This is a genomic window from Bacillus sp. FSL K6-1012, assembly GCF_037964915.1.
GTDB classification, from domain to species: domain Bacteria; phylum Bacillota; class Bacilli; order Bacillales; family Bacillaceae; genus Bacillus; species Bacillus halotolerans.
In genome coordinates this window covers 1136461-1160195 of record NZ_CP150175.1, presented here as the reverse complement: position 1 = coordinate 1160195, position 23735 = coordinate 1136461, and the positions used below count along the sequence as shown (strand labels likewise).

The window sequence follows — 23735 nt, the reverse complement described above, 5'->3', positions numbered from 1 at the left end:
CTCCTTTTGTTTTATCAGCAACTAAACAAAAACCCTAAGAAAAAAGAAATAAGTGTTAATAAATATTTCATTTTGTTACACACGTAACAAAAATAATTATATCGGGTGACAAATGATCTCGCAACATATTTTTCCAACCAGCACAAAAAAGACGCCTTTCAAATGGCGCCTTTTTCTCAGTGTACAGTTCCTAATCCGAAATGACTCCGACAATGTCTTTTTCCCTGATCGGACCGAAATGCCGGCTGTCAAAGCTATATATGCGATTATCTCCGATTACAAAATATTGCCCCTTCGATAACGTCTTTTTCCCTGTCGTTTCTTTCAGTGAAAAATCTCCCGTTACATGGCTTCCGGCAGATACAGATTTCAATGGTTTCAAAAATGGTTCAGCCACCTGTTTTCCGTTCACATACAGCTGATCGTCATTATATTTGATCGATTCACCGGGCAATCCAATGACTCGCTTTATCAGCACTTTTTGATCAGGGCCTTTAAACAAAACAATATCAAAACGATGGATGGTTTTGAATCGATGTGAAAATTTATTGACCAACAGTTCGTTCCCTTCCTGAAAAGTCGGGTTCATGCTGATGCCTTCTACTTTGTAATCAATAAAGACGGCATTTTTGACTTGAATGGCGAGAACTACGGACACGACACCGGCAAGAAACCAAAACCGTTTTTTCATGTTACTGTCTCCCTCCATCATGCTCACGCTGGCTGGCTCTCACATGCAGATGCCGTTCCACCCTTTTGCCGACATACCATAAGACAGCAATCACCAGAACGGCAATCACCGTGCGAATCGGCTGTGTGATCAGCGCGTGAAGATCATATCCGATGAAGCTGATCATAAAAATCATGACGAGCTTTCCCGAAGCTGCCGCCAAAACAAACGGCCGCGTCCCGATCCTTGACAAACCGGCGACCACATTCACCGCGGCAGACGGTGTAAATGGAAAACAAAGCAGCAGAAACATCGGGCCAAAACCGTGTCTTTCCACCCATAACATAAGCTTTCTGACAGACGGATGCCTGCGGATGAATCCAAGAGCCCTTCTTTGTCCATAATGACGGACAATGAAAAACACGAGAATGGACCCCGCTGTTGATCCGGCCCATGACAGGATGAAGCCTTCCCACAATCCAAACGAATTTGTATTCGCCACTACAAAAACGATAAGCGGCAAAAACGGAAGAAATGCTTCAACTAAAGGCAGCAGCACAGCAATAAGCGGACCGAAAGCCCTATAGCTTTGAAATAATTCAGTTAAACGATCCTCTGTCAAATAGGATAAAAATTGCTCCAACGTTTATACTCCTCACCGGGTTTGTCTATCCTTATTCTACACATTCTCGGCGAAAAACTAAAAAGTTTTGGTGATTTTTTCTGTCTTGAAACATTTCACCAGCCGATATAGAATATAACAAGAACAAACGTTCCCTTAAGAAAGAAGGAGTTACCATGCCGCATTTGCAGCCGGAAGGATATGAATTGATAGAGCGGGCTCTCTTTTTGCCTATGGTCATTACCATTTTAAACCGCGATCTCGGCGGAATTGAGAAAAGCTCATTAAAATTGAAACACCCTTATATACAACTTATCAACGAATCATTAAAAATAGCACAAAAGGATCTGATTGAGGTCAGAAAAGAGCTGAGGAAAAGAAAAATCGCCATCCACGAGGCTGAGCGTGATGAAGCCTTTACGCTTTATTTATTTGTCATCGATGGCTACGAAGAAAAACACCGCTATTTTAACCCGCGAATCCGGGAGCAAGTAAGCAGTTTGTTAACATACTATTTATTTTCGCCGGACTCGCCATGAGTCTTTCGAATCATTCTGTATTCCCCTCCTTGCGCCCGTCCCCTCTTCTAGCTCCTCAAGAATAAATTTCTGACAATTCGCACTATACAAACAAAATAAATTTATTTATAATTCGTACCACAGCCTTTCACTCCCCAAAAAATGACATGTGCCGCCAAATTAGCGACATGATTTGCAGCCTGCACATGACACGCACCGCCCAACTTTTGATCAAAGGAGGATTTTATGAAACTGATTCACATTCTTGCCGCTTTGCCCTTCATCGGACTTTTGCTTGGCATCCCTTTTGCAAACAAAGTGACACCCTATCTGTTTGGCATGCCATTCATTCTCGCCTATGTCGTCATGTGGGCTTTGCTGACCTCTGTCCTGATGGCGATCGTGTATGTCCTCGACAAAGAAAATAAAAGGGAGGAAGCAGAATGAACGCAGCTCTCATCATCATTTTTGGTGTCCTGCTATTCAGCATGTTTCTCGGTGTACGCGCCCAAAAAGGAAAAGACATGGACCTTGAGCAGTGGACGGTTGGAGGCCGCGGCTTCGGTACTGTTTTTGTTTTCCTATTGATGGCAGGAGAGATTTATACGACGTTTACGTTTCTCGGCGGAAGCGGCTGGGCTTACGGAAAAGGCGGGCCTGCCTTTTACATCATCGCCTACGGCTGTCTGGCCTATATTCTTTCTTATTGGCTCCTGCCGGCGGTATGGTCCTATGCGAAACAGCATAAGCTGATGTCGCAGTCCGATTTTTTCATCAAAAAGTACAACAGCCCGCTGCTTGGCGTGCTCGTCTCACTTGTCGGCATTGCCGCGCTTATTCCTTATCTTGTGCTGCAGCTGAAAGGGCTTGGATTGATTGTATCGGAAACGTCTTACGGAAAAATTTCTCCTACTGCTGCCATTTGGATCGGCGTCATTTCAATCACAGTTTACGTTATGGTATCCGGCATCCACGGGTCCGCCTGGATATCCGTTGTCAAAGACATCATGATTTTGGCCGTCGTTTTATTCTTAGGCATATATCTGCCGATTCATTACTACGGCGGATTTCAAGACATGTTTCAGCAGATTGAAAACGCAAATCCCGGTTTTATTACCCTGCCCGAAACAGGGCAAAGTGCTGCATGGTTCAGTTCAACCGTGCTGCTGACGGCGCTGGGCTTTTACATGTGGCCCCATACGTTTTCCGCTTCCTATTCAGCAGAAAACCCAAAAGTCTTTCGAAAAAACGCCATTATTATGCCTTTATACCAGCTGGTCCTTCTATTCGTCCTTTTCGTCGGCTTTGCGGCTATCCTGCAAGTTCCCGGTCTGAAAGGCGCAGACGCGGATTTATCACTTTTGAGACTGTCTCTTCAAACCTTTGATCCTTGGTTTGTCGGAATCATCGGTGCAGCCGGACTGCTGACAGCGCTTGTGCCGGGTTCCATGATTTTAATGTCGGCCTCCACTTTGTTTGCCAAAAATGTTTATCAAGTGTTTGCTCCCCGCACGACGGAACAGCAGGTGTCATTATTAGCTAAATGTTTAGTGCCTGTGATTGCGCTGATTGCTGTGTACTTTACATTCAAAGGCGGGAACACAATCGTTACGCTTCTCCTTATGGGATACAGCCTCGTCACACAGCTATTTCCGGCCCTGCTGTTCAGCCTGTTCAAGCATAAGATCGTGACCAAACAAGGAGCCTTTGCCGGCATTATAACGGGAGTCGGAGCGGTTTCTTATATTACGGTTACGGAAACAACAATCGGCACTTTATTTCCGGCGCTGCCGCAAGCGGCGAAAGACTTAAACGTCGGCATTGTCGCTTTGCTGCTGAATGTTACGGTCATGATAGCGGTAAGTCTCGTGACAAGAAAAACGAAAAGCACAGCTGCTGATCAAGCCGCTTAAACAAGAAAAAAGCAATCTGGACAACAGATTGCTTTTTTGTTTAGCGTTCGCAGGCGATAAAATCTTTATCACGGTCGCTCTTTTTATTGGCATCATAAAGCGCCTTAGATACGTAAGGCTTGTACTTCGTTTTTCCGCCTTTATTTTTCACCTTGGACGTACGGGCTACCCCGCCTTTGTACACTTTGTTTAATTCCTTGCAGTTCTTATACGTCTTTACCTTCGTTTTGGCTTCCGCCACATGGTCAGCTCCGTATGAAAAACCGAAAACGAGACCGAGTGACAGCAAAAGCGCCGCGGCTTTTTTCATGACAATATACTCCCCCATACCCAATATTTAGTTGTTTTATAGCGATTTTATCATAATTCAATTCGTCATATTTTACAAGATAAATATGGAAGGAGCGGCAGTTTCTTTGTCTTGCAGAGATGCAAACTGCCAAAACATGTTTTTCTCACTTTGCTCAAGGGTACACATACGAATGTACACCACACAAAAAGGAGCGTTGATGATGTCTGATACAAAACGAAACAATCCTTTAACAGCATTTTTTCACGATGAATTTCCTGAACAATACCAAGAACCGCCCGGTCTGCAGCAAAAAATGAAGCCGGTTCCGGACTGCGGAGAAAAAAGCTATAAAGGAGCTGGCAAACTAAATGGCCGAAAAGCTCTTGTCACCGGCGGTGATTCCGGTATTGGCCGCGCTGCCGCCATCGCTTATGCGCGGGAAGGCGCCGATGTGGCAATTAACTATTTGCCCGCGGAACAGCCTGATGCAAAAGAAGTAAAAGAACTGATTGAAGCAGAAGGACGCAAGGCAGTCCTGATTCCAGGTGATCTGAGTGACGAATCGTTTTGTCACGATTTAGTCAAACAAGCGCATAACGAACTCGGCGGGCTGGATGTGTTAGCGCTCGTTGCCGGTAAACAGCAAGCAGTGCAAAACATCGAAGACCTTCCTACTGAACAAATCTATAAAACGTTTGAAGTGAACGTCTTCTCGCTATATTGGGTTGTTAAAGCGGCGCTACCGTATTTGCCGGAGGGCGCGTCTATTATTACCACAACTTCAGTTGAAGGCTACAACCCAAGCCCGATGCTGTTAGATTATGCGGCGACGAAAAACGCCATTATCGGCTTTACCGTTGCGCTCGGAAAACAGCTGGCGCCCAAAGGCATCAGAGTGAACTCTGTTGCGCCAGGACCAATCTGGACTCCGCTGCAAATTTCCGGCGGACAGCCAACTGAAAACATTCCGAAATTCGGCAAAGGGACGCCGCCGTCACCATTAAACCGCGCGGGACAGCCGGTGGAACTGGCAGATGTTTATGTATTCTTAGCTTCAGAGAATTCAAGCTATGTGACATCTCAAATATACGGCATCACTGGCGGAATTCCGACGGCCTAGCGTTTTAGAAGGAGCTGCCCTATTTGGTCAGCTCCTTTCTATTTTCTAATACCGCTCCCCGAGCTCACGCAAAATAAAATCATAAATCATCTTCGTCCGCTCTTCCTTCGGGTACAGCATAAATTCCTGCCGTTTCGGGACACGGTGTTCGATTCTGTCCTGAAATTTGGTTCTGAGCCAGGCTGTCCGGTATACCTGATTCTCGAACGAATTGCAGGAGACCGGCAGTTCCATCGTTTTTCCGTTTGAAAACGTCACTTCCGTATCGTCGAATTCAGTCGGTTTGAATTCTTTTACATGCACATGGGAAATCCAGCCGCATTGGGGTCTAGTCGAAGAAAGTGTAGGGAATAAAAAGATTTGGTTCGAAGGGTCCACCATGATTGGCGGTTTGTGAGAAATTTTTGTCACTTCATAAGTTCCCGCTTTTCTTCCCGCGTAGCTTGATCCGAAAAATCGGCAGCTTCGGTCGACAATTTGCAGCGGCTTCATGCTGACGTAAAACATACAGTCTTTTTCAATGATTTTTGAACAGATTTTGCCGTCGATTTCTTCTGGCAAAACGGCAATTGTTGCGCTGTTTACTTCATACGATTCTAATGGTGCGTCAGTTTTCTGACTCATGTTATGGCCTCCATCCTTTTTCTGCAAAATTTATACTAATAATCTATCATCTGTGTTTATAAAACGACAGGATTTTTTAACAAATGAACTAAAATCATCTTTTATTTATATTTTTTAGTTCTATTTTACTAGTAATAAACCGATTTTACTTTACTGCATGATTTCAGATCACAGCATTTCGCAGGATATGTCGATAGATTGCCAAGTATTAGTTGTCTAAAGATTATAAAAATTTATTGATTTTTTCGACCGTTATCCATATACTATAAAAAAGGCATTGGGGGGATTCTTTATGAAAGAGAAAAAGTCGTACACTGAGCTCATGAAGTCCCGCAACACGCAAAAAACAAAAGAATTTGATGTAACAATGATGGATATTTACATTCAAATGGTGCTCGATGAATCCTTGTTTAAGCGTCGGTTGACCATGCTGACTGACCAAATCAACAAAGCCTTGGACGAAAAAGATAAAGATGCGTTTCTTACGCTCTCTAAAGAATATGCAGCGCTCAAACAGAGCGAATAAGCCAATCCTTAAGGATTGGCTTTTTTAATTACCCATTTACAATCGTTCCCCCGTTGACATGAATGGTCTGGCCGGTGACGTAAGTGGAATCATCGCTGGCAAGATATAAATAGCTCGGCGCCACTTCCACCGGCTGGCCCGGCCGTTCCATCGGCACATCCGAACCAAACACTTCCACATCTTTTGCAGCAAAGCTAGCCGGAATGAGCGGTGTCCAGATTGGCCCCGGCGCAACCGCATTGACACGAATGCCTTGCTGGACAAGCGATTGGGAAAGGGATCTTGTAAAAGTGACAATGGCTCCTTTCGTCGCTGAATAATCGATCAGTGTTTTATTGCCTTTGTACGCGGTGATCGATGCTGTATTGATAATACTGCTTCCTTTTTTCAAATGAGGCAGCACAGCCTTCGTTAAATAAAACATAGAGAAAATGTTCGTCTGGAAGGTTCTGATCAGCTGGTGGCTAGTGATTTTTTCAATGCTCGGCTGCACATGCTGCTCAGCGGCATTATTAACCAAAATATCTATGGTTGGAAAAGCCTGGCTGGCCTGTCTTACCACTTCATTACATAAGGCTTCATCTCCGACATCTCCTGCAATCAGCAGGCACTTCACCCCTTCTTTCTCTACATACTCCTTTGTTTCTTCGGCGTCCTGATGTTCATTAAAATACACAATGACCACATTCGCCCCTTCTTTTGCGAATAACACCGATACAGCGCGTCCGATCCCGCTGTCTCCGCCTGTAATAATGGCCGTTTTGCCCGCTAGTTTTTTTGCCTTCTTCGGCTTATCAAATACCGGACGGGGATCCATCAGATATTCGAATCCCGGCTGCTGGTCCTGATGCTGCGGCGGCAATGTTTTCTTTTTCTCATTCGCCAATGCAATCACTCCTTTTCAACCCTATTATGGTATGAACAAAGCCTGCTTCCTATGTATGAAAAGATAGAAAATGGAAAAATTAAGAATAAATGATATTGGAGGTACAATGGTTTGGCTAATCAACCTTTTTCAAAAGAAGCTCCCGAAACATATTGGAAAACATCGGCGGACTTGCCTTCTTTTCCGGCGCTGCAAGAAGATACGGAATGTGATGTCACCATTATTGGAGGAGGCATTACAGGAATCACGACGGCCTATGAGCTGTCCAAAAGAGGCTTCCGTGTCATTCTGATTGAAGCGAATCAGGTTCTCAATGGCACAACGGCCCACACAACGGCAAAAATTACAGCGCAGCACGACATGATTTATGATGAATTAATCCGCAATTTCGGACTGAACCACGCAAGGCTTTATTATGAAGCGAACCAGAATGCAATTGATTATATAAAAGGAATTGTTGATGAACTTCAGATCGATTGCGAATGGGCCGAACAAGACGCTTACCTTTACACAACAAGTGAAGATGCTGTACAAAAAATCCGCACTGAGCATGAGGCATACACAAAACTCGGGATTGAAAGGGATCTCTTAAAAGATCTTCCGCTTCCCGTCGGCTCTAAGCTGGCGCTCGTGATGAAGAATCAGGCCCAATTTCACCCGCTTCACTTTTTAACCGGGCTCCTTGATCAGATCGTGCAAAAGGGCGGACGGATTTATGAAGAGACTGTTGCGCTTGATATTAAAAAAGGAGAAATGCCTGAAGTTGTTACAAAAAGCCGGCACGCCATTAAAAGCCGATTTATCGTATGCTGCTCCCATTTCCCTTTTTATGACGGGGGCGGATTATATGCAGCAAGAATGTATTCTGACAGATCCTATGTCCTCGCCGTCAAGCCGAAGATCGACTATCCTGAGGGCATGTATTTAAGTATAGACCAGCCGTCAGTTGCGCTTCGCTACACCATTGTGAACGGAGAAAAGCTGATTCTCTTCAGCGGCGTAAGCCATAAAACAGGCCAAGGCAAAGACATGTCGACCCATTACGAAACGCTGAGACAATTGGCAGAAAGCACAATTGGAATCGAAAGCATTCCCTATTACTGGTCCACACAGGATCTCGTGACAATCGATAAAATCCCATTTATCGGGCCTATGTCTGAAAACGAAGACAATATTCTCGTTGCGACCGGCTTCAAAAAATGGGGCATGACATCATCAGCTGTCGCAGCTCAGCTTTTATCAGACCTTGTGGAGAAAAAAGACAATCCATATGAGAGCATTTTTACACCGTCTCGTTTCCATCTGAATCCCGGCTTGCAAAAGGTGATTTCTTACAATGCAGATGTGGCTAAGCATTTCATTAAAGGGAAGCTTGAAAAACCGAACGTCGAGTTTGAAGAGATCGCGCCAGGTGAAGGAAAAGCCGTCACCATTAACGGCAGACGCGCGGGGGCATTCAGAGATGAAACGGGCTGCCTGCATCTTGTTGATACAACCTGCACCCATTTAGGCTGTGAAGTGGAATGGAACGATGGAGAGCACACATGGGATTGTCCGTGCCACGGATCACGCTTTAAACCAACTGGCGAGGTAGTCGAAGGACCGGCCATCAAACCACTAAAACAAATTGACCTTGATTAAACCGTTCATATAACTGAACGGTTTTTTTATAAATATTTTCTATCTGCCGTCTTCATTCGTGCTTCCCTTGACCGATAAAAAAGAAAAAGGCTTAAAAAGCCAAAAGATAAAATTATATTTTCCCAAGGGGGATCACTGTATTGTTATTTAAAAAAGATAGAAAAAAAGAAACGGCTTATTTTTCAGATTCAAACGACCAGCAAAAAAACCGCATTCAGCTCACAAACAAGTTCTCAGATGTGAAAAAACAGCTCAAAATGGTCAGACTGGGAGATCCAGAGCTGCACGTGCTGCAGGAGCTACAGCCCTTAATCCAACAAAACATTGTTTACATCGTTGACGCTTTCTATAAAAATCTTGATCATGAAAGCTCATTAATGGATATCATTAACGACCACAGCTCAGTTGACCGCTTAAAACAAACGTTAAAACGGCATATTCAAGAAATGTTTGCCGGTGTCATTGATGATGAATTTATTGAAAAACGAAATAAAATTGCTTCTATCCATTTACGAATCGGCCTTCTGCCAAAATGGTACATGGGGGCGTTTCAGGAATTGCTTCTATCAATGATTGACATTTATGAAAAATCAATTACAGATCACCAGGAACTGCTGAAAGCAATCAAAGCGACAACTAAAATCTTGAACTTAGAACAGCAGCTTGTCCTTGAAGCGTTTCAGGATGAGTACAACCAAACCCGAGATGAACAAGAAGAAAGGAAAAACCTTCTGCATCAGAGAATCCAAGAAACCTCCGGGTCGATCGCAAATCTGTTCTCAGAAACGAGCCGATCCGTTCAAGAGCTTGTTGACAAATCTGAAGGCATTTCCGAAGCATCCAAAGCCGGCACAGTGACATCCAGCACCGTTGAAGAAAAGTCGATCGGCGGGAAAAAAGAGCTTGAAATCCAGCAAAAACAGATGAACCAGATCGATACGAGCCTCGTCCAAATCGAAAAAGAAATGGTCAAGCTGGATGAAATCGCACAGCAAATTGAAAAAATCTTCGGCATCGTCACAGGCATCGCCGAACAAACGAATCTTCTGTCGCTAAACGCATCTATTGAATCAGCCCGTGCAGGCGAACACGGCAAAGGCTTTGCCGTTGTGGCCAATGAAGTGCGAAAGCTGTCTGAAGATACGAAAAAAACCGTTTCTACAGTGTCCGAGCTTGTGAACAACACCAATACACAAATCAACATCGTGTCGAAGCATATCAAAAACGTGAACGGGCTTGTCAGCGAAAGCAAAGAAAAAATGACACAAATTAACCGTTTATTCGATGAAATCGTTCACAGCATGAAAGTCAGCAAAGAACAATCAGGAAAAATTGACGTCGATCTGCAGGCCTTTCTCGGAGGGCTCCAGGAGGTCAGCCGCGCCGTTTCTCATGTGGCTGCTTCTGTTGATTCGCTTGTCATTCTTACAGAAGAATAATCATCAAAAACCGGCCGACCGCAGGGCCGGTTTTTTTGCACCTATTTGTAAACCCTAATTAAAATTAAGTTGACATAAAAGCTGTCTGCATTTATTGTATAACCATATTTTATTCGTTAGCTGGAGGATTTTATATGAAATTACTAGACATGATGCACATTGCAATCTTTACTGCACTGATGGCAGTGCTTGGTTTTATCCCCCCTCTTTTCTTATCCTTTACACCTGTTCCTATTACACTGCAGACGCTCGGTGTCATGCTGGCCGGCAGCATTCTCAGACCCAAAGCCGCTTTTTTAAGCCAGCTTGTCTTTTTGCTGCTCGTCGCCTTTGGAGCCCCGCTATTGCCCGGCGGCCGCGGCGGGTTTGGCGTTTTTTTCGGACCGAGTGCGGGTTTTCTGATTGCTTATCCGTTCGCCTCGTGGCTGATCAGCCTAGCTGTTTACAGACTGCGTAAGGTGACAGTGTTCCGTCTCTTTTTCATTCATATTGTATTCGGCATCGCCTTTATTTACCTGCTTGGCATTCCTGTACAAGCTTTTATCATGCATATTGATCTGTTACAGGCCGGTTTTATAAGTCTTTCATTTGTGCCCGGCGATTTATTAAAAGCGGCAGCATCTGCGCTGCTTGCTATTAAGATCACCCAAGCCTTGTCTCTTTCTGATACGATGTATACAAAAGGAGGCTGACATTCTGTGACCATTACACATACATATCTATCCTTTGCCAATAAAAATCCAAGACGGATTGCGATCCAGACTGAATCTGAACATATTACATATCGGGATTTGAACCGGCTCGTCACCCAAACTGCCAATTGGCTGCGGGCGCAGCCAAACGTTCCAAAACGTGTAGCCATCCTGCTCCCAAACAGCCTTGCATTTTTACAGCTGTTTGCCGGAGCTGCCGCGGCCGGATGTACGGCGGTTCCTATTGATACACGCTGGAGTGCGGCTGAATGCGGTGAGCGGCTGGCATTAAGCGGTGCTGATTTTGTGGTGGCTTCATCTCTTTTTAAAAACAAACTGACAGATTGTCTGACACCCGTAGTTTGGCTGGAAGACTGTATGGCGCATATCTCAGAGGCATCCGCTGCCCCGGCCCCAGCCGTTGATCCGGAGCTTCCCTTTTATATGGGCTTTACATCAGGCTCAACAGGCAAGCCGAAAGGATTTACCCGCTCTCATCGCTCTTGGGTTGAAAGCTTTCATTGTACAAAAACTGATTTTTTGGTCTCTTCAAATGACAAAGTTCTGATTCCGGGAACATTACTGTCCTCTCACTTTTTATACGGTGCTGTCAGCACTCTGTATCTCGGGGGAACCGTTTGTTTGCTTAAAAAATTCATTCCCGCTCAAACGAAGGAGTGGCTAACACAAAAATCCATCAGCGTACTCTATACCGTACCGACAATGACAGATGCCCTCGCCAACATTCACGCTTTCCCTGACAGCTCCGTTACAATCATTTCTTCGGGAGCGGACTGGCCGGCAGCATCCAAGGAGAAGCTTGCATCCAAATGGCCTCATTTGAAGCTGTACGATTTTTACGGCACATCTGAGCTTAGCTTTGTTGCGTATCTCTCACCAGAAGACAGCAAACGAAAACCTCATTCAGCGGGCCGCCCTTTTCATAATGTCCGCATAGAGATCCGCAGCGCCGCCGGGGACCTCTGTCAGCCGGGGGAAATCGGGAAAATATTCGTCAAAAGCCCGATGAAGTTCTCAGGCTATGTAAACAGCCGCACACCAGATCAATCGGAATGGATGACAGTAGATGACATGGGCTATGTTGATGCAGAGGGATTTCTGTACATAGCCGGACGAGAAAACGGGATGATCGTATATGGCGGATTAAATATTTTCCCTGAAGAAATTGAGCGCGTGCTTCTCTCCTGCCCAGAGGTTGAAAAAGCAGCTGTGGCAGGCATTCCGGACGAGTATTGGGGAGAAATCGCCGCGGCCGTCATTTGCGGGAATACAGACGCCAAAAAGCTGAAAGCCTGGTGCAAGCAGAAACTGGCATCCTACAAAATCCCGAAAAAATGGGTATTTACAGACAGTATGCCGGAAACAAGCAGCGGCAAAATTGCCCGTTCGAACGTAAAAAAATGGCTGCGGGGTATGGTGAATTGAACGCGGTTATTGCAGATGCAAAACGAACGATTTTCGGAAAAGAAAACGGACTGCTGAAGCAGTTTTTGCCGGAGGATTTGGCCGCTCCTCTCATCAGCTGTCTCGGCCGAAAGTTAGAGGATCAAATTGACGAGGTGATTTTGGGAAACGCCACTGGCAGAGGCGGCAACCTCGCCCGGCTGTCAGCACTTCAAGCTGGACTTCCTTTATCTGTTCCCGGCATGACGATTGACAGACAATGCGGCTCCGGGCTTGAAGCAGTGCGTTCCGCATGCAATCTTATCAAAGCGGGTGCCGGAAACATTTATATCGCAGGCGGCGCAGAAAGCAGCAGCCGATCGCCTTTTTCAGAAAGAGCCCGCTTTTCGCCGGACACTGTTGGTGATCCCGATATGGGCATGGCGGCCGAATATACAGCAGCACGCTATGCCATCCCAAGAAACATGCAGGACGAATACACGCTTCTCAGCTATCAACGCAGCTGGAGTGCTCATACCGAAGGATTGTACCGTGAAGAGATTGTTCCTCTCGGGGAGTTGGAAACAGACGAAGCTTTTCTGAAAAGACGGCCGATGGAAGCGATCATTTCTCGTGCAAAGCCGGTGTTTGACACCAGCTCCGGAACGGTTACAGCCGCCAATAGCAGCGGCATATCAGATGGAGCGGCTGCACTCCTTGTCATGGAAGAGAAAAAAGCTGCATCCCTCGGCTATAAACCTGTGCTGCGCTTTATCGGAAGCGCCGTTAGCGGCATTCATCCCAACTATCCGTCCGCTGCGCCGGTTGAAGCGATCAAAAAGCTTTTATCTGCAAACGCGTTGACAACTGACGATATCGGTTTATACGAAATCAACGAAGCCTTTGCCGTTAAAATATGTGTCTGCTCACAAGAACTTGGCATTCCCTATACGAAGATCAATGTGCGGGGCGGCGCGTTAGCTCTCGGCCATCCTTACGGCGCTTCCGGGGCGGCACTGGTCACCAGATTGTTTTATGAAGCGCAGAGACGAACAGGCTGTCAATATGCTGTTGCCGCCATCGGAAGCGGCGGCGGAATCGGCTTGGCTTTATTATTTGAGGTTTTGGCATAGGCTTTTTCATAGGATGCATGCCTCTGATTTAGTATAATAGCGATAAGATCAAAGTCAGGAAGGGGATTTTATGACAGCCGTTTGCTTAGTAAGACACGGAGAAACCGATTGGAACCTGCAGCAAAAATGCCAAGGGAAAACAGATATCCCGCTGAACGCGACAGGCGAACGCCAAGCAAAAGAAACCGGAGAATACTTAAAAGATTTCTCTTGGGATATCATTGTCACCAGCCCGCTGAAAAGAGCCAGAAGGACCGCGGACATTATTAATGAATACCTCAATCTTCCTATCGTTGAGATGGATGACTTTAAGGAGCGTGATTACGGGGACGCGGAGGGCATGCCGCTTGAAGAACGGACAAAGCGCTATCCGGACAAGAACTATCCAAACATGGAAACGCTAAAAGAGCTCACGGACAGGCTGATGGGCGGATTGGTGAAAGTAAACCACGCATACCCAAATCAAAAGGTACTCATTGTCGCGCACGGCGCAGCGATTCACGCACTGCTGACAGAGATTTCCGGCGGTGATGCCGAGCTTCAAAATACGCGCCTTGTCAATGCCTGCCTTAGTAACATTCAATTTGCAGAAGAAAAATGGAAAATTAAAGACTATAACATCAATAGCCACTTATCCGGTTTTATTCAATAAGAAAAGACAGGCGTTTGCCTGTCTTTTCTTATTTATTTTCTGCTGTCATATCATTTTGAAGCTCATCTAAAATCGCATTCGCTCCGTCCACACTGCGGCGCAGAGACCATACCTGACGGTCAACATGGTACACATGCCCGTTTTTCACTGCCTTCAGCTTCTTCCACAGAACATTTTTTTCGATCGGGCGTTTGCCGTCCGCGTCAATGTCGTCTGTTTTTCCTGTCATCAGTATGATTACATCCGGGTCTGTTTTCAGCAGCTGCTCAAGTGTCATTTTCATGTTCACAGAGTCGCCGCCATTACCGGTTTTTTTGTTATCGGACGTGCTGATCGCATATTGATAGCCGACTTGTGTTAAAAGTCTCGATGTGAAGAAATTTTCATCTCTGGCCATAATCGTATCATTTGTATTTCCAATCAAAAGCACAGATTGGCTGTTCGCACTGATCTTTCTCTTTGTTTCATTCACTTTTTCTTCATGCGCTGTCAGCTTTTTCTCCATTTCCTTCTCTTTGCCGACTGCTTTGGCAATGGTAAGAGAAGCGTCAATTGTATCCTGATAATCAGCATTTAAATTATTAAGCGCGATCGTCGGCGCGATGTTTTTCAGCTGATCATATATCTTCTTATGACGGGTCGTGTCTGCAATAATCAAATCCGGTTTTAGCGAAGCGATTTTTTCCATGCTTGGCTGTGACCGTGTGCCGACAGAGGTGTAGCCGTCAATTTTTTTCAGTACATCCTTGTTGATCAGTTGCTTCGCTTTATTGTCATCCGCCACTCCAACAGGTGTAATGCCGAGATCAAGCAAAGTGTCGATAAAGCCAAGCTCAAGCACAACGACCCGCTTCGGATGCTCAGGCACGTTCGTTTTCCCTAAATCATGTGTTACCGCTGCTTTATTTTCTTCACTGTTTTGATGGCCGGCTGAAGAAGAACAAGCCACAGTCAAAACAGAAAGAAGTAAAACTGTAAGAATAATCAGTGTTTTTTTCATAACATTCCAGTCTCTCCTGTATGTAGTTTCTCAATTAAGATGTCCAAAAGATAGTATAACACGGAATGATAATCATTATCACTATTATTATTGAAAATCATAATAGAAAGTTTCGCATCGAAGTATCGTTTCTCTGTTGCTATGAGATGCACTTGCATATTCTAGAATCAAACAAAAAAGCTTGCAGAAAAAGCATCGTTTTTTCTGCAAGCTGAAACTTCAATTTTACAGTTTTACAAGGACTCTTCCTTGAATGTGATTTTGCAAAATATCTTTTAGCGCATCAGGTGCTTCTGTTAATGAGACTTCCTTGTCTATGATTGTCAGAAGCTGTTCAGGCTTAAGATCGGATGCCATGCGCTCCCAAACCGCCGCTCTAAGATCCATTGGACAATAGACTGAGTCTATCCCCAGCAGGCTGACTCCGCGAAGAATAAACGGATACACCGTTGCAGGAACCTCTCCCCCGCCCGTTAAACCGCTCACCGCGACAGATCCGCCATATTGGATTTTGCTTAAAAGCGAGGCAAGCTGCTTCCCGCCGACAGGATCAACGGCTCCTTGCCATTGCTGCTTGGACAGCGCCTTACGTTTACCGTCATAGACATCTTCCCTGCTGATTACTTCATCAGCACCGAGCTGCTTCAAATAGTCAGCCGCCTCCCGGTTTCCTGTGCTTGCGACCACGTTGTAGCCGCGTTTGCTGAGCATCGTTATTGCAATTCCGCCGACACCGCCGGTTGCTCCGGTGACAAGCACGCTCCCTTTTTCAGGAGAGAGTCCGTTCTGTTCAAGACGATGCACAGATAACGCCGCTGTAAACCCCGCCGTTCCGTACGCCATCGCTTCCTGCAGCGAAAGGTTCTTTGGCAAAGGCACCAGCCAGTCGCCAGGCACTGAAACATATTCGCTTAATCCGCCATGACGTGAGACACCAAGCTCATAGCTTGTCGCAATGACTTCATCCCCTTCGGCAAAACGCGGATCATTTGAAGAGACAACCGTACCTGCAGCATCAATGCCTAAAATAAGCGGATATTCTCTGACAATATTGCCGCCCGCTTTTCCGGCCAAGCCGTCTTTGTAGTTGATGCCTGAATATGCTGTTTTAATCAGCACGCCGTCTTTCGGCAAATCCTCTGTTGATATGGTTTTGATATTGACTGAAACATCATCTGCATTTTTTTCTGCCAGCAATGCTTGAAATAACGTTGACATTCGGCACACTCCTTTTCATCTTTATCGTAACCGAACATCGGCCAAAAAACCAAATCATGAGACCTCTATTTTCACTTCTCCGGCACATTAAGGCTGTAATGCACAAATGCGGTTTCCTCTTCATAGCCGTTTTGCTCATATAAACTTCTTGCCGTCCGGTTGTGATGTTCCGTCTGCAGCTTTAAACATTTCGCTCCGTTTTCCGCGGCATAATCCTTTGCAGCGGAAAGCAGCCGCCGGCCAACTCCCTTTTTTCGTACAGAAGAAGCGACGAATAAATCATTTAATATGTAGATTCTTTTCATAGCCACGGAAGAAAAGGCTGGATAAAGCTGTGTAAAACCAATGAATTCCCCATTTTCTTCTGCGATAAAAATAACAGACTCTTCCTTTTCCAGGCGTGCTTTCAAAAAAGCCTCCGCTCCTTCCAGATCCGACGCCTGCTTATAAAATTCCCGATACTGATTAAACAGCGGTGCTATAGCTGCCGCATCTGCTGGTAAAGCTTGACGAATGTTCATCTCGTTTCCTTCTCTCAATATGCTGTTAAGAATTACATTTTATATTTAATAGAATTTTCTGTAAACCATATTGATCAGAATACTTTTTTCAGCATGCATGAAAAAAATATCACGATAATATCCATTGAACTCATAGAAAAACATGCAGGTCAATGGAACTGATTTATTCGACAGGGTTTTTTCTGGTCGCGGGAGGATTTAACCTGAAAAAACATGAAATTTCAACATAATGATTATTTACTCATGTCTATTTTCGTTCTTTTCTGTATGAATGCAGTTATTTCGAGTCTCTATAGAAATAACGAGAGATGATATACCTAAATAGAAATAAAACAATCTCAAAAAAATGGGTCTACTAAAATAGTATCCAATCTATTACAATAAATTCACAGAATAGTCTATTAATAGGCTGCTCTGAAATTGTAAAGGAGAGGGTAAAGAGTGAGAAGCAAAAAATTGTGGATCAGCTTGTTGTTTGCGTTCACGCTAATCTTCACGATGGCATTCAGCAACATGTCTGCACAGGCTGCCGGAAAAAACAGTGAAGAAAAGAAGTACATTGTCGGGTTTAAACAGACAATGGGAGCTATGAGCACCGCCAAGAAAAAAGATGTTATTTCTGAAAAAGGCGGGAAAGTTCAAAAGCAATTTAAGTATGTAAATGCAGCCACAGCAACATTGGATGAAAAAGCTGTAAAAGAACTGAAAAAAGATCCGAGTGTTGCTTATGTGGAAGAAGATCATGTTGCACATGAATATGCGCAATCTGTTCCTTACGGCATTTCTCAAATTAAAGCGCCGGCTCTTCACTCTCAAGGCTACACAGGCTCTAATGTAAAAGTAGCTGTCATCGACAGCGGAATTGACTCTTCTCATCCTGACTTAAACGTTCGAGGCGGAGCAAGCTTCGTACCTTCTGAAACAAACCCATACCAAGACGGCAGTTCTCACGGCACGCATGTAGCCGGTACTGTTGCCGCTCTTAATAACACAATTGGTGTTCTGGGCGTAGCGCCTAGCGCATCATTATATGCAGTAAAAGTGCTTGATTCTACAGGAAGCGGCCAATACAGCTGGATTATTAACGGTATTGAATGGGCGATTTCTAACAACATGGATGTCATCAATATGAGTCTTGGCGGACCTACTGGATCTACAGCGTTGAAAACAGTAGTCGATAAAGCGGTTGCAAGCGGTATCGTCGTTGTTGCCGCAGCCGGAAACGAAGGAAGTTCAGGCAGCTCAAGCACAGTCGGCTACCCTGCAAAATATCCTTCTACTATTGCAGTAGGCGCAGTAAACAGCAGCAACCAAAGAGCTTCCTTCTCAAGCGCAGGTTCTGAGCTTGACGTTATGGCTCCCGGCGTGTCGATCCAAAGCACACTTCCTGGCGGCACATACGGCTCTTACAACGGAACCTCAATGGCGACACCTCACGTTGCCGGAGCAGCAGCTTTAATCCTTTCTAAACATCCGACTTGGTCAAATGCGCAAGTCCGTGATCGTTTAGAAAGCACTGCGACAAACCTTGGCAGCTCTTTCTACTATGGAAAAGGGTTAATCAACGTTCAAGCAGCTGCACAATAAGATAAAAGAGAAGCAGGTCACTCCATACCTGCTTCTTTTTTTATTGGTCGTCCCCCTGTTCTGAGGCCGGGTGTTCTGAGGTATTTTCTTCGGTTTCCGCATGTTGAATCCGTTCCATGATCGAAGGATGGCTCCCTCTGAAAAGTTTCACGAGAAAAGGCGGATCAACCTGGCTCAGCCCCGTAACAGCCAAATCTTGAAACGTTCTGACTGCGGCTTCGCTGTCCCCTGTCAGCTCAATCCCATATTGGTCAGCCTTATTCTCCTGATAGCGGGAAACAGCATTAGAAAAAGGCGTAACAGCAAAGCTCAAAACAGACACGATAAGCAATAACAGCGGCAATGCCGCAAGATCACGCCGGCCCTCTACATGAAACAGATTGCGTGCAAGCCGTACCCCCCGCTTGTAAAGCTTATCAACCACATAAAATCCAGCTAGCGACACAATTAAATAGCCAGCCAATCCGATATACACGTGCTTCATGACATAATGGCCCATTTCGTGCCCCATAATAAAGAGAATTTCCGAATCATCGAGTTTATTCAGCGTCGTATCCCATAGAACAATTCGCTTATTAGCCCCAATTCCTGTCACATAGGCATTAAGCGCGTTTGTTTTCTCTGACATATTCACTTCATATACATGATCAGCCGGAATATCTGCTTCTTCGGCCAGTGCTAAAATTTTGCTTTCCAGCTCTTTGTTTTTCAGCGGATAAAAATCATTGTATAAAGGATCAATAATCACCGGCTGAATAAAAAACAGAAACAGCGAAAACGGCACTGTTAACAGCCAGGCGTAAAACCACCATTTTTTTTCATGCTTTTTGATCAGCCAATAAAACACCAGCACGCAAAGTGTAAAGATCGGAAAACTGATCCAAAAATCAATGACTTGATCTTTAGCCCAGCTGGAGGCTGTCTGCGTCGAAATATTGTAATCAAGTGATACCTGATAGCCTATCCAATCCAAAGGCAGCGTCACCAGAGCCGTGATCAGCGAAAGCACAAACACGAAACCGATGATCTGCAAAAAACGAAAACGCACAGCCGCTTCCATCCATTGCTTGATTTTCTTTGAAACACCGCTGGTCAGCAATACAAAAAACAGAAACCAATCAAGAGGAATACTGATAAAAAATAAAAAGTTCTTCACATCAGAATACTGTTCGGCGACAGCCAATTGAGACGGCTTCATGAAAGAAGCCGGGTCAGCCTGTGTTCCTTTCACGGCCTCCGGCACAGCGGAATCGCCGGACATAAAGAAATACCAATAGAAAAAAAGCCCATACAGCACATATGCAAGCCCTGCACCCGCAATCCACTTGCGCATAACGCCTCACTCCTCACATCTAGACCCATTACTTCTATTGTAATCATAAATTCAATTTCTTAGAACCAAGCTGTGAGTTCGGACTTTTTCGCATGGAATCGCCCTTTGCTGGAGAAACTAGCAAATGTTTGGAGTGATGCAGATGAAAAAAATAGTAGCAGCCATCGTTGTTATCGGTCTTGTGTTTATTGCATTTTTCTACCTTTACAGCCGGTCAGGCGATGTATATCAATCGGTTGATGCGGAATTGATCACCCTGTCTTCAGACGGGCAGGAAAAGATTGAAATCGAAAAAAGACAGCACGTCAAAGATATGCTGGACATTATGAATCAGGGAAAGCAGCTGAAAACCGAAAAAACATCAGCTCCTGATTACGAAGGCACGATTAAATTTCATAAAGACAGATTTGACTCATTCAGATTATGGATTGACGACAGCCAGCAAGCCATTTTTTTGAAAGACGGCACGTATTACAAATTAACGCGAAACGATACCAAAGCGCTGCAAACTATCATTAAAAAAGAAGCAAAGGATTAACAATGGAAAAAGCGAAGCCCACTGGCTTCGCTTTTTTCACATTAATGAGGCAGCATATCTTTGAGCGCCCGTCTGAGCATTTTGCCTGTCGCATTTTTCGGAATCTCATCAAGAAAGATGATCTCGGCAGGCCGTTTGTATTTTGCCAGATGCTTTTCACAATGCGCCATCATTTCTTCTTCTGTGACACCAGACCGTTTCGGTACGACATATCCCTTTACCGCTTCGCCGCTTTCAGCATCAGGCACGCCGATGACAACAGCCTCCTTTACGTCCGGGTGGCTGTACAGGACCTCTTCCACTTCACGCGGATACACATTGTAGCCGCCTACAATAATCATGTCTTTTTTCCGGTCAACAATGTAAAAATAACCGTCCTCATCCCGCCTTGCCAGGTCTCCCGTATAAAGCCATCCGTCCTTTAAAGCGTGCTCCGTTTCCATCGGCATATTATAATAGCCCTTCATCACATTGGGCCCTTTTACGATCAATTCGCCCACCTGGTGATCAGGGACCTCTCGGCCGAGCGGATCGACGACCTTGTTTTCGACATGCAAAATACTTGTCCCGATGGAGCCTGGTTTTCTCCCTCTGTCAAACGGGTTAAAGCATGTGACAGGCGATGCTTCCGAAAGCCCGTAGCCCTCCAAAATGGTGACGCCGAATTTCTCTTCAAATGCCGTAAGCAGCGCGACCGGCATGGCCGCACCACCCGAGATGCACAGGCGAATAGAAGAAAAATCATCTGCCTTTCCTTCTTCATGCTGGAATAAATAGTTATACATCGTAGGCACGCCGGCAAAAATCGTTGCCTGCCGCTGCTTTACAAGCTTAAAAACAGATGCGGGGCTGAACTGCGGTTCAATCAGCACGCATGCGCCGCTCATCAGCGGAGCGTTCATGCAGACAGTTAAGCAAAAAACATGAAACATCGGAAGAGCGCAAACCACATTGTCTTTCTCATCCATTCCCAAATACCCGGCGACATCGTTTGCATTGCTGAACAAATTCTGGTGGGTCAGCATCGCGCCTTTCGGTCTTCCCGTTGTTCCTGACGTATATAAAATTACCGCAGTATCATCAGGCACAACCTCTGGATGGCGTGCAGCACCGGGTGTCGGACGCAACATTTTTGTAAACGTTGTCATTTTCATTCTGACTTCGGGATCTGAAGCTTCCAGCTCAGTTTCTCCCGTCCGGCATAAAATGACGAGTTCGACCTTTGGCAAAGATTCGTGCATGCTTTCATAAATCGGCAAAAGCTGATCTACTCCTACGATTGCTTTGACATCGCCGTTTGTCAGCATATAGCCGATTTCTGTCGGCGTGTACGTCGGATTGATCGGCACCACCACAATACCGGCCTTTAATGCGCCGAAAAATGCGATGACAAAATCAGGCGAATTGCCAAGCAGCAAAGCAAGGTGATCCCCTTTTTCCATACCCGCTTTTTGAAGGCCGTCCGCAAAACGCTGAATATTGTCATTCAGATCCTTGTAAGTAATCACTTGATCCCTAAACCTGCATGCGATGCTGTCCGGCTTCTCAGATGCTGTCTCTTCTAATTTTGAAACCAGATTCATTCTCCCACCCCTTAAAGTGAATGAGTAGTCATTCATTATTGAAGATAAGCTTTCCTTTTCATTATAGAGAAACACAAAAAAACACTCAAGAGCAAAAAGCCCCGAGTGTCAGTAGTGTTATAGATTCTTCAAAGCTTCGGCAATCGGTGTATCTCCTTCAGTGAGATCAAAAGCCCGATTTTCCGTGTTGGTTTCATCTAAAGAGGCAATGACTGCTGCCGCAACGTCATCACGTGATATATCACCCCGCTCTAGATCTGGGGCTGCGGAAACCGTTCCTGTTCCCGGTTCATTGCGAAGGCCTCCCGGACGTATAATCGTATAGGCTAAGCCGCTGGATTCCAGAATTTTATCAGCATAATGCTTGGCCACGTAATAAGGTTTAAGTGCCTCATTCCAATTTTCACGGCGGTGGGCCTGCAGGGCGCTGACCATAATAAAACGTTTGATTCCCGCGATTTCCGCAGCCTCTATTGCTTTTGCCGCTCCGTCAAGATCCACCAGCAGCGTTTTATCATAGCCTGTGCTCCCGCCGGAACCCGCCGTAAAAATAATCGCGTCACAGCCTTTTGCCGCAGCTGCGATTTCTTCCGGGCTTCCTTCTAGATTTGCTAGCACAGCTTCCGCGCCGGCCGCTTCCAAAGATGCTTTCTGTTCTTCTTTTCTGACCATCGCTCTGACGGAATGATCAGCATTCTCTTTGAATAAAGAAACAAGTCTTTGTCCGATTTGTCCGTTCGCTCCGATTAAAAACACTTTCATGTGAATCCCTCCTGCCTCCATTATTTCAAAACACAAATTTCCTTTCAAACAATGTGTTTTATATTAATAAATCAGATCAAGAAAATCTTCTTTCGTAATGTTCCCAAAATAATGCTTCAGATTCACATCAGCCAGCGCATCAGCGATCACACTGCGCTCATATTGCTTTCCAATCAGCAGGTTTTCGATTTCCGACACATCGCCCACACCGAAGAAATCGCCGAAAATTTTGCAGTCTTCAATTTTCCCTTTTTTTACTTCCAAACGCAAATCAATGGACCCGACCGGATAACGCTTTGAATGGTTCAGGTTAAATTTAGGTGAGCGGCCGTAGTTCCAGTCCCAATTTTGATAGCGTTCTTCCGAGATTTTGCGAATGACTTCCCAATCTTTTTCAGTCAGCTTATACTCCGGCACATCTTGAATGTGATTTGTATTGAAAATATGTTTGAGCAAATGACTGCGGAAATCTTCGGTCGTCATTTTATCATCAAGAAACTCACTGATGTTTGCCACACGGCTTCTGATTGATTTGATGCCCTTTGATTCAATTTTATCCTTTTTGACTTTTAAAGCGGACACAACATGATCAATGGCTGAATCAAACATGAGGGTGCCATGGCTGAAGATGCGGCCTCTTGTGGCAAATTGGGCGTTACCTGATATTTTGCGGCCATCTACCACAATATCATTCCGGCCGCTTAATTCCGCTTCAACTCCGAGCTGATGTAGCGCTTGAATCACCGGCTCAGTGAATTTTTTGAAGTTATGAAAGCTTTCACCGTCATCCTTCGTGATAAAGCTGAAATTTAAATTCCCTAAATCATGATACACAGCCCCGCCGCCAGATAAACGGCGGACGACGATAATTCCGTTTTCCTCTACATACTTTGTATTGATTTCTTCTATTGTATTTTGGTTTTTTCCGATGATGATAGACGGCTGATTCACGTAAAAAAGCAAATACGGCTGTTCAGGGTCTAAATATTTAAGGCAATACTCCTCGATAGCAAGATTGATCCGCGGATCATTGATATTTTGATTGTCAATAAATAACATGG

General features: G+C 45.1%; 25 protein-coding genes. 13 read left to right on the top strand and 12 right to left on the bottom strand.

All coding sequences use genetic code 11. The annotated features are described in order from the left end of the window. Window positions 1–190 precede the first annotated feature (190 nt). Both lepB and NSS75_RS05960 read right to left on the bottom strand, forming a co-directional pair. On the bottom strand, window positions 191–691 hold the full coding sequence (lepB, locus tag NSS75_RS05965) for a signal peptidase I (RefSeq protein ID WP_024120824.1): 501 nt from the start codon (window positions 689–691) through the stop codon (window positions 191–193). 1 nt (window position 692) lies between these two features. Next, window positions 693–1313, bottom strand: coding sequence for a TVP38/TMEM64 family protein (locus NSS75_RS05960; protein WP_024120823.1), 621 nt, complete (start codon window positions 1311–1313; stop codon window positions 693–695). Between the two features lie 155 nt (window positions 1314–1468). On the opposite strand from NSS75_RS05960, the gene NSS75_RS05955 reads away from it, so the two are divergent. From NSS75_RS05955 to NSS75_RS05945, 3 genes are all read left to right on the top strand, one after another. Continuing rightward, entirely contained in the window at window positions 1469–1831 is a 363-nt protein-coding gene (locus tag NSS75_RS05955) for a hypothetical protein (protein WP_024120822.1), read from the top strand. 225 nt (window positions 1832–2056) lie between these two features. Continuing rightward, complete coding sequence (locus tag NSS75_RS05950) at window positions 2057–2257, top strand: DUF3311 domain-containing protein (protein ID WP_010333642.1); 201 nt, start codon at window positions 2057–2059, stop codon at window positions 2255–2257. Next, complete coding sequence (locus NSS75_RS05945; RefSeq protein WP_024120821.1) at window positions 2254–3723, top strand: sodium:solute symporter; 1470 nt, start codon at window positions 2254–2256, stop codon at window positions 3721–3723. Before NSS75_RS05950 ends, NSS75_RS05945 begins: the two co-directional genes overlap by 4 nt. A 40-nt stretch (window positions 3724–3763) precedes the next feature. Here NSS75_RS05945 and NSS75_RS05940 read toward each other — a convergent pair whose 3' ends face one another. After that, on the bottom strand, window positions 3764–4033 hold the full coding sequence (locus NSS75_RS05940) for an excalibur calcium-binding domain-containing protein (RefSeq protein ID WP_010333640.1): 270 nt from the start codon (window positions 4031–4033) through the stop codon (window positions 3764–3766). A 202-nt stretch (window positions 4034–4235) separates the two neighbouring features. On the opposite strand from NSS75_RS05940, the gene NSS75_RS05935 reads away from it, so the two are divergent. Continuing rightward, the gene (locus NSS75_RS05935; RefSeq protein ID WP_101863809.1) at window positions 4236–5135 is read left to right on the top strand and encodes an SDR family oxidoreductase; all 900 of its coding nucleotides are present in this window, start codon (window positions 4236–4238) and stop codon (window positions 5133–5135) included. Window positions 5136–5180: 45 nt separating this feature from the next. On the opposite strand, the gene comK is transcribed toward NSS75_RS05935, so the two are convergent. After that, entirely contained in the window at window positions 5181–5759 is a 579-nt protein-coding gene (comK, locus tag NSS75_RS05930) for a competence transcription factor ComK (protein WP_024120818.1), read from the bottom strand. A gap of 292 nt (window positions 5760–6051) precedes the next feature. Here comK and NSS75_RS05925 point away from each other — a divergent pair, with 292 nt between their 5' ends. Beyond that, on the top strand, window positions 6052–6285 hold the full coding sequence (locus NSS75_RS05925) for an IDEAL domain-containing protein (RefSeq protein ID WP_010333637.1): 234 nt from the start codon (window positions 6052–6054) through the stop codon (window positions 6283–6285). A gap of 28 nt (window positions 6286–6313) precedes the next feature. On the opposite strand, the gene NSS75_RS05920 is transcribed toward NSS75_RS05925, so the two are convergent. Beyond that, window positions 6314–7171, bottom strand: coding sequence for an SDR family oxidoreductase (locus NSS75_RS05920; RefSeq protein ID WP_339236479.1), 858 nt, complete (start codon window positions 7169–7171; stop codon window positions 6314–6316). Between the two features lie 111 nt (window positions 7172–7282). Between NSS75_RS05920 and NSS75_RS05915 the strand changes: the two genes are divergently transcribed. The 6 genes from NSS75_RS05915 to NSS75_RS05890 all read left to right on the top strand — a co-directional run bounded on the left by NSS75_RS05915 (window position 7283) and on the right by NSS75_RS05890 (window position 14132). Continuing rightward, the gene (locus tag NSS75_RS05915) at window positions 7283–8812 is read left to right on the top strand and encodes an FAD-dependent oxidoreductase (RefSeq protein WP_339236476.1); all 1530 of its coding nucleotides are present in this window, start codon (window positions 7283–7285) and stop codon (window positions 8810–8812) included. A gap of 140 nt (window positions 8813–8952) precedes the next feature. After that, the gene (gene hemAT, locus NSS75_RS05910) at window positions 8953–10251 is read left to right on the top strand and encodes a heme-based aerotactic transducer HemAT (protein ID WP_339236473.1); all 1299 of its coding nucleotides are present in this window, start codon (window positions 8953–8955) and stop codon (window positions 10249–10251) included. Window positions 10252–10385: 134 nt separating this feature from the next. After that, window positions 10386–10943: a biotin transporter BioY gene (locus NSS75_RS05905; protein WP_024120814.1), complete on the top strand. Its 558-nt coding sequence runs from the start codon at window positions 10386–10388 to the stop codon at window positions 10941–10943. Window positions 10944–10949: 6 nt separating this feature from the next. Beyond that, on the top strand, window positions 10950–12389 hold the full coding sequence (locus NSS75_RS05900) for an acyl-CoA synthetase (RefSeq protein ID WP_339236470.1): 1440 nt from the start codon (window positions 10950–10952) through the stop codon (window positions 12387–12389). Then, on the top strand, window positions 12386–13480 hold the full coding sequence (locus tag NSS75_RS05895; protein WP_339236467.1) for an acetyl-CoA C-acyltransferase: 1095 nt from the start codon (window positions 12386–12388) through the stop codon (window positions 13478–13480). The genes NSS75_RS05900 and NSS75_RS05895 overlap by 4 nt, the downstream gene beginning before the upstream one ends. 70 nt (window positions 13481–13550) lie before the next feature. Then, window positions 13551–14132 (top strand): histidine phosphatase family protein, encoded by a 582-nt coding sequence (locus tag NSS75_RS05890; RefSeq protein ID WP_213418483.1) that lies wholly within the window; start codon window positions 13551–13553, stop codon window positions 14130–14132. Window positions 14133–14160: 28 nt separating this feature from the next. Here the strand turns inward: NSS75_RS05890 and NSS75_RS05885 are convergent, their stop codons facing one another. The 3 genes from NSS75_RS05885 to NSS75_RS05875 all read right to left on the bottom strand — a co-directional run bounded on the left by NSS75_RS05885 (window position 14161) and on the right by NSS75_RS05875 (window position 16871). Continuing rightward, window positions 14161–15132, bottom strand: coding sequence for an ABC transporter substrate-binding protein (locus NSS75_RS05885; RefSeq protein WP_339236464.1), 972 nt, complete (start codon window positions 15130–15132; stop codon window positions 14161–14163). Between the two features lie 225 nt (window positions 15133–15357). Next, on the bottom strand, window positions 15358–16350 hold the full coding sequence (locus NSS75_RS05880; protein ID WP_103672343.1) for an acryloyl-CoA reductase: 993 nt from the start codon (window positions 16348–16350) through the stop codon (window positions 15358–15360). A 71-nt stretch (window positions 16351–16421) separates the two neighbouring features. Further along, window positions 16422–16871: a GNAT family N-acetyltransferase gene (locus NSS75_RS05875; RefSeq protein WP_024120808.1), complete on the bottom strand. Its 450-nt coding sequence runs from the start codon at window positions 16869–16871 to the stop codon at window positions 16422–16424. Between the two features lie 441 nt (window positions 16872–17312). Here NSS75_RS05875 and aprE point away from each other — a divergent pair, with 441 nt between their 5' ends. Then, window positions 17313–18458, top strand: a complete 1146-nt coding sequence (gene aprE / locus NSS75_RS05870; protein WP_024120806.1) for a subtilisin AprE — start codon at window positions 17313–17315, stop codon at window positions 18456–18458. Between the two features lie 40 nt (window positions 18459–18498). Here the strand turns inward: aprE and NSS75_RS05865 are convergent, their stop codons facing one another. After that, window positions 18499–19791: a M48 family metallopeptidase gene (locus tag NSS75_RS05865; protein ID WP_024120805.1), complete on the bottom strand. Its 1293-nt coding sequence runs from the start codon at window positions 19789–19791 to the stop codon at window positions 18499–18501. A gap of 142 nt (window positions 19792–19933) precedes the next feature. On the opposite strand from NSS75_RS05865, the gene NSS75_RS05860 reads away from it, so the two are divergent. Beyond that, a complete protein-coding gene (locus NSS75_RS05860; RefSeq protein WP_216394556.1) occupies window positions 19934–20329 on the top strand; it encodes a hypothetical protein in 396 nt (131 codons plus the stop codon). Window positions 20330–20370: 41 nt separating this feature from the next. On the opposite strand, the gene NSS75_RS05855 is transcribed toward NSS75_RS05860, so the two are convergent. The 3 genes from NSS75_RS05855 to lplJ all read right to left on the bottom strand — a co-directional run bounded on the left by NSS75_RS05855 (window position 20371) and on the right by lplJ (window position 23733). After that, the gene (locus NSS75_RS05855; protein WP_024120803.1) at window positions 20371–21912 is read right to left on the bottom strand and encodes a fatty acid--CoA ligase family protein; all 1542 of its coding nucleotides are present in this window, start codon (window positions 21910–21912) and stop codon (window positions 20371–20373) included. Between the two features lie 117 nt (window positions 21913–22029). Further along, a complete protein-coding gene (locus NSS75_RS05850; RefSeq protein WP_101860868.1) occupies window positions 22030–22674 on the bottom strand; it encodes an SDR family oxidoreductase in 645 nt (214 codons plus the stop codon). A gap of 63 nt (window positions 22675–22737) precedes the next feature. After that, complete coding sequence (gene lplJ, locus NSS75_RS05845; protein ID WP_101863799.1) at window positions 22738–23733, bottom strand: lipoate--protein ligase LplJ; 996 nt, start codon at window positions 23731–23733, stop codon at window positions 22738–22740. Between the last annotated feature and the right edge of the window lie 2 nt (window positions 23734–23735).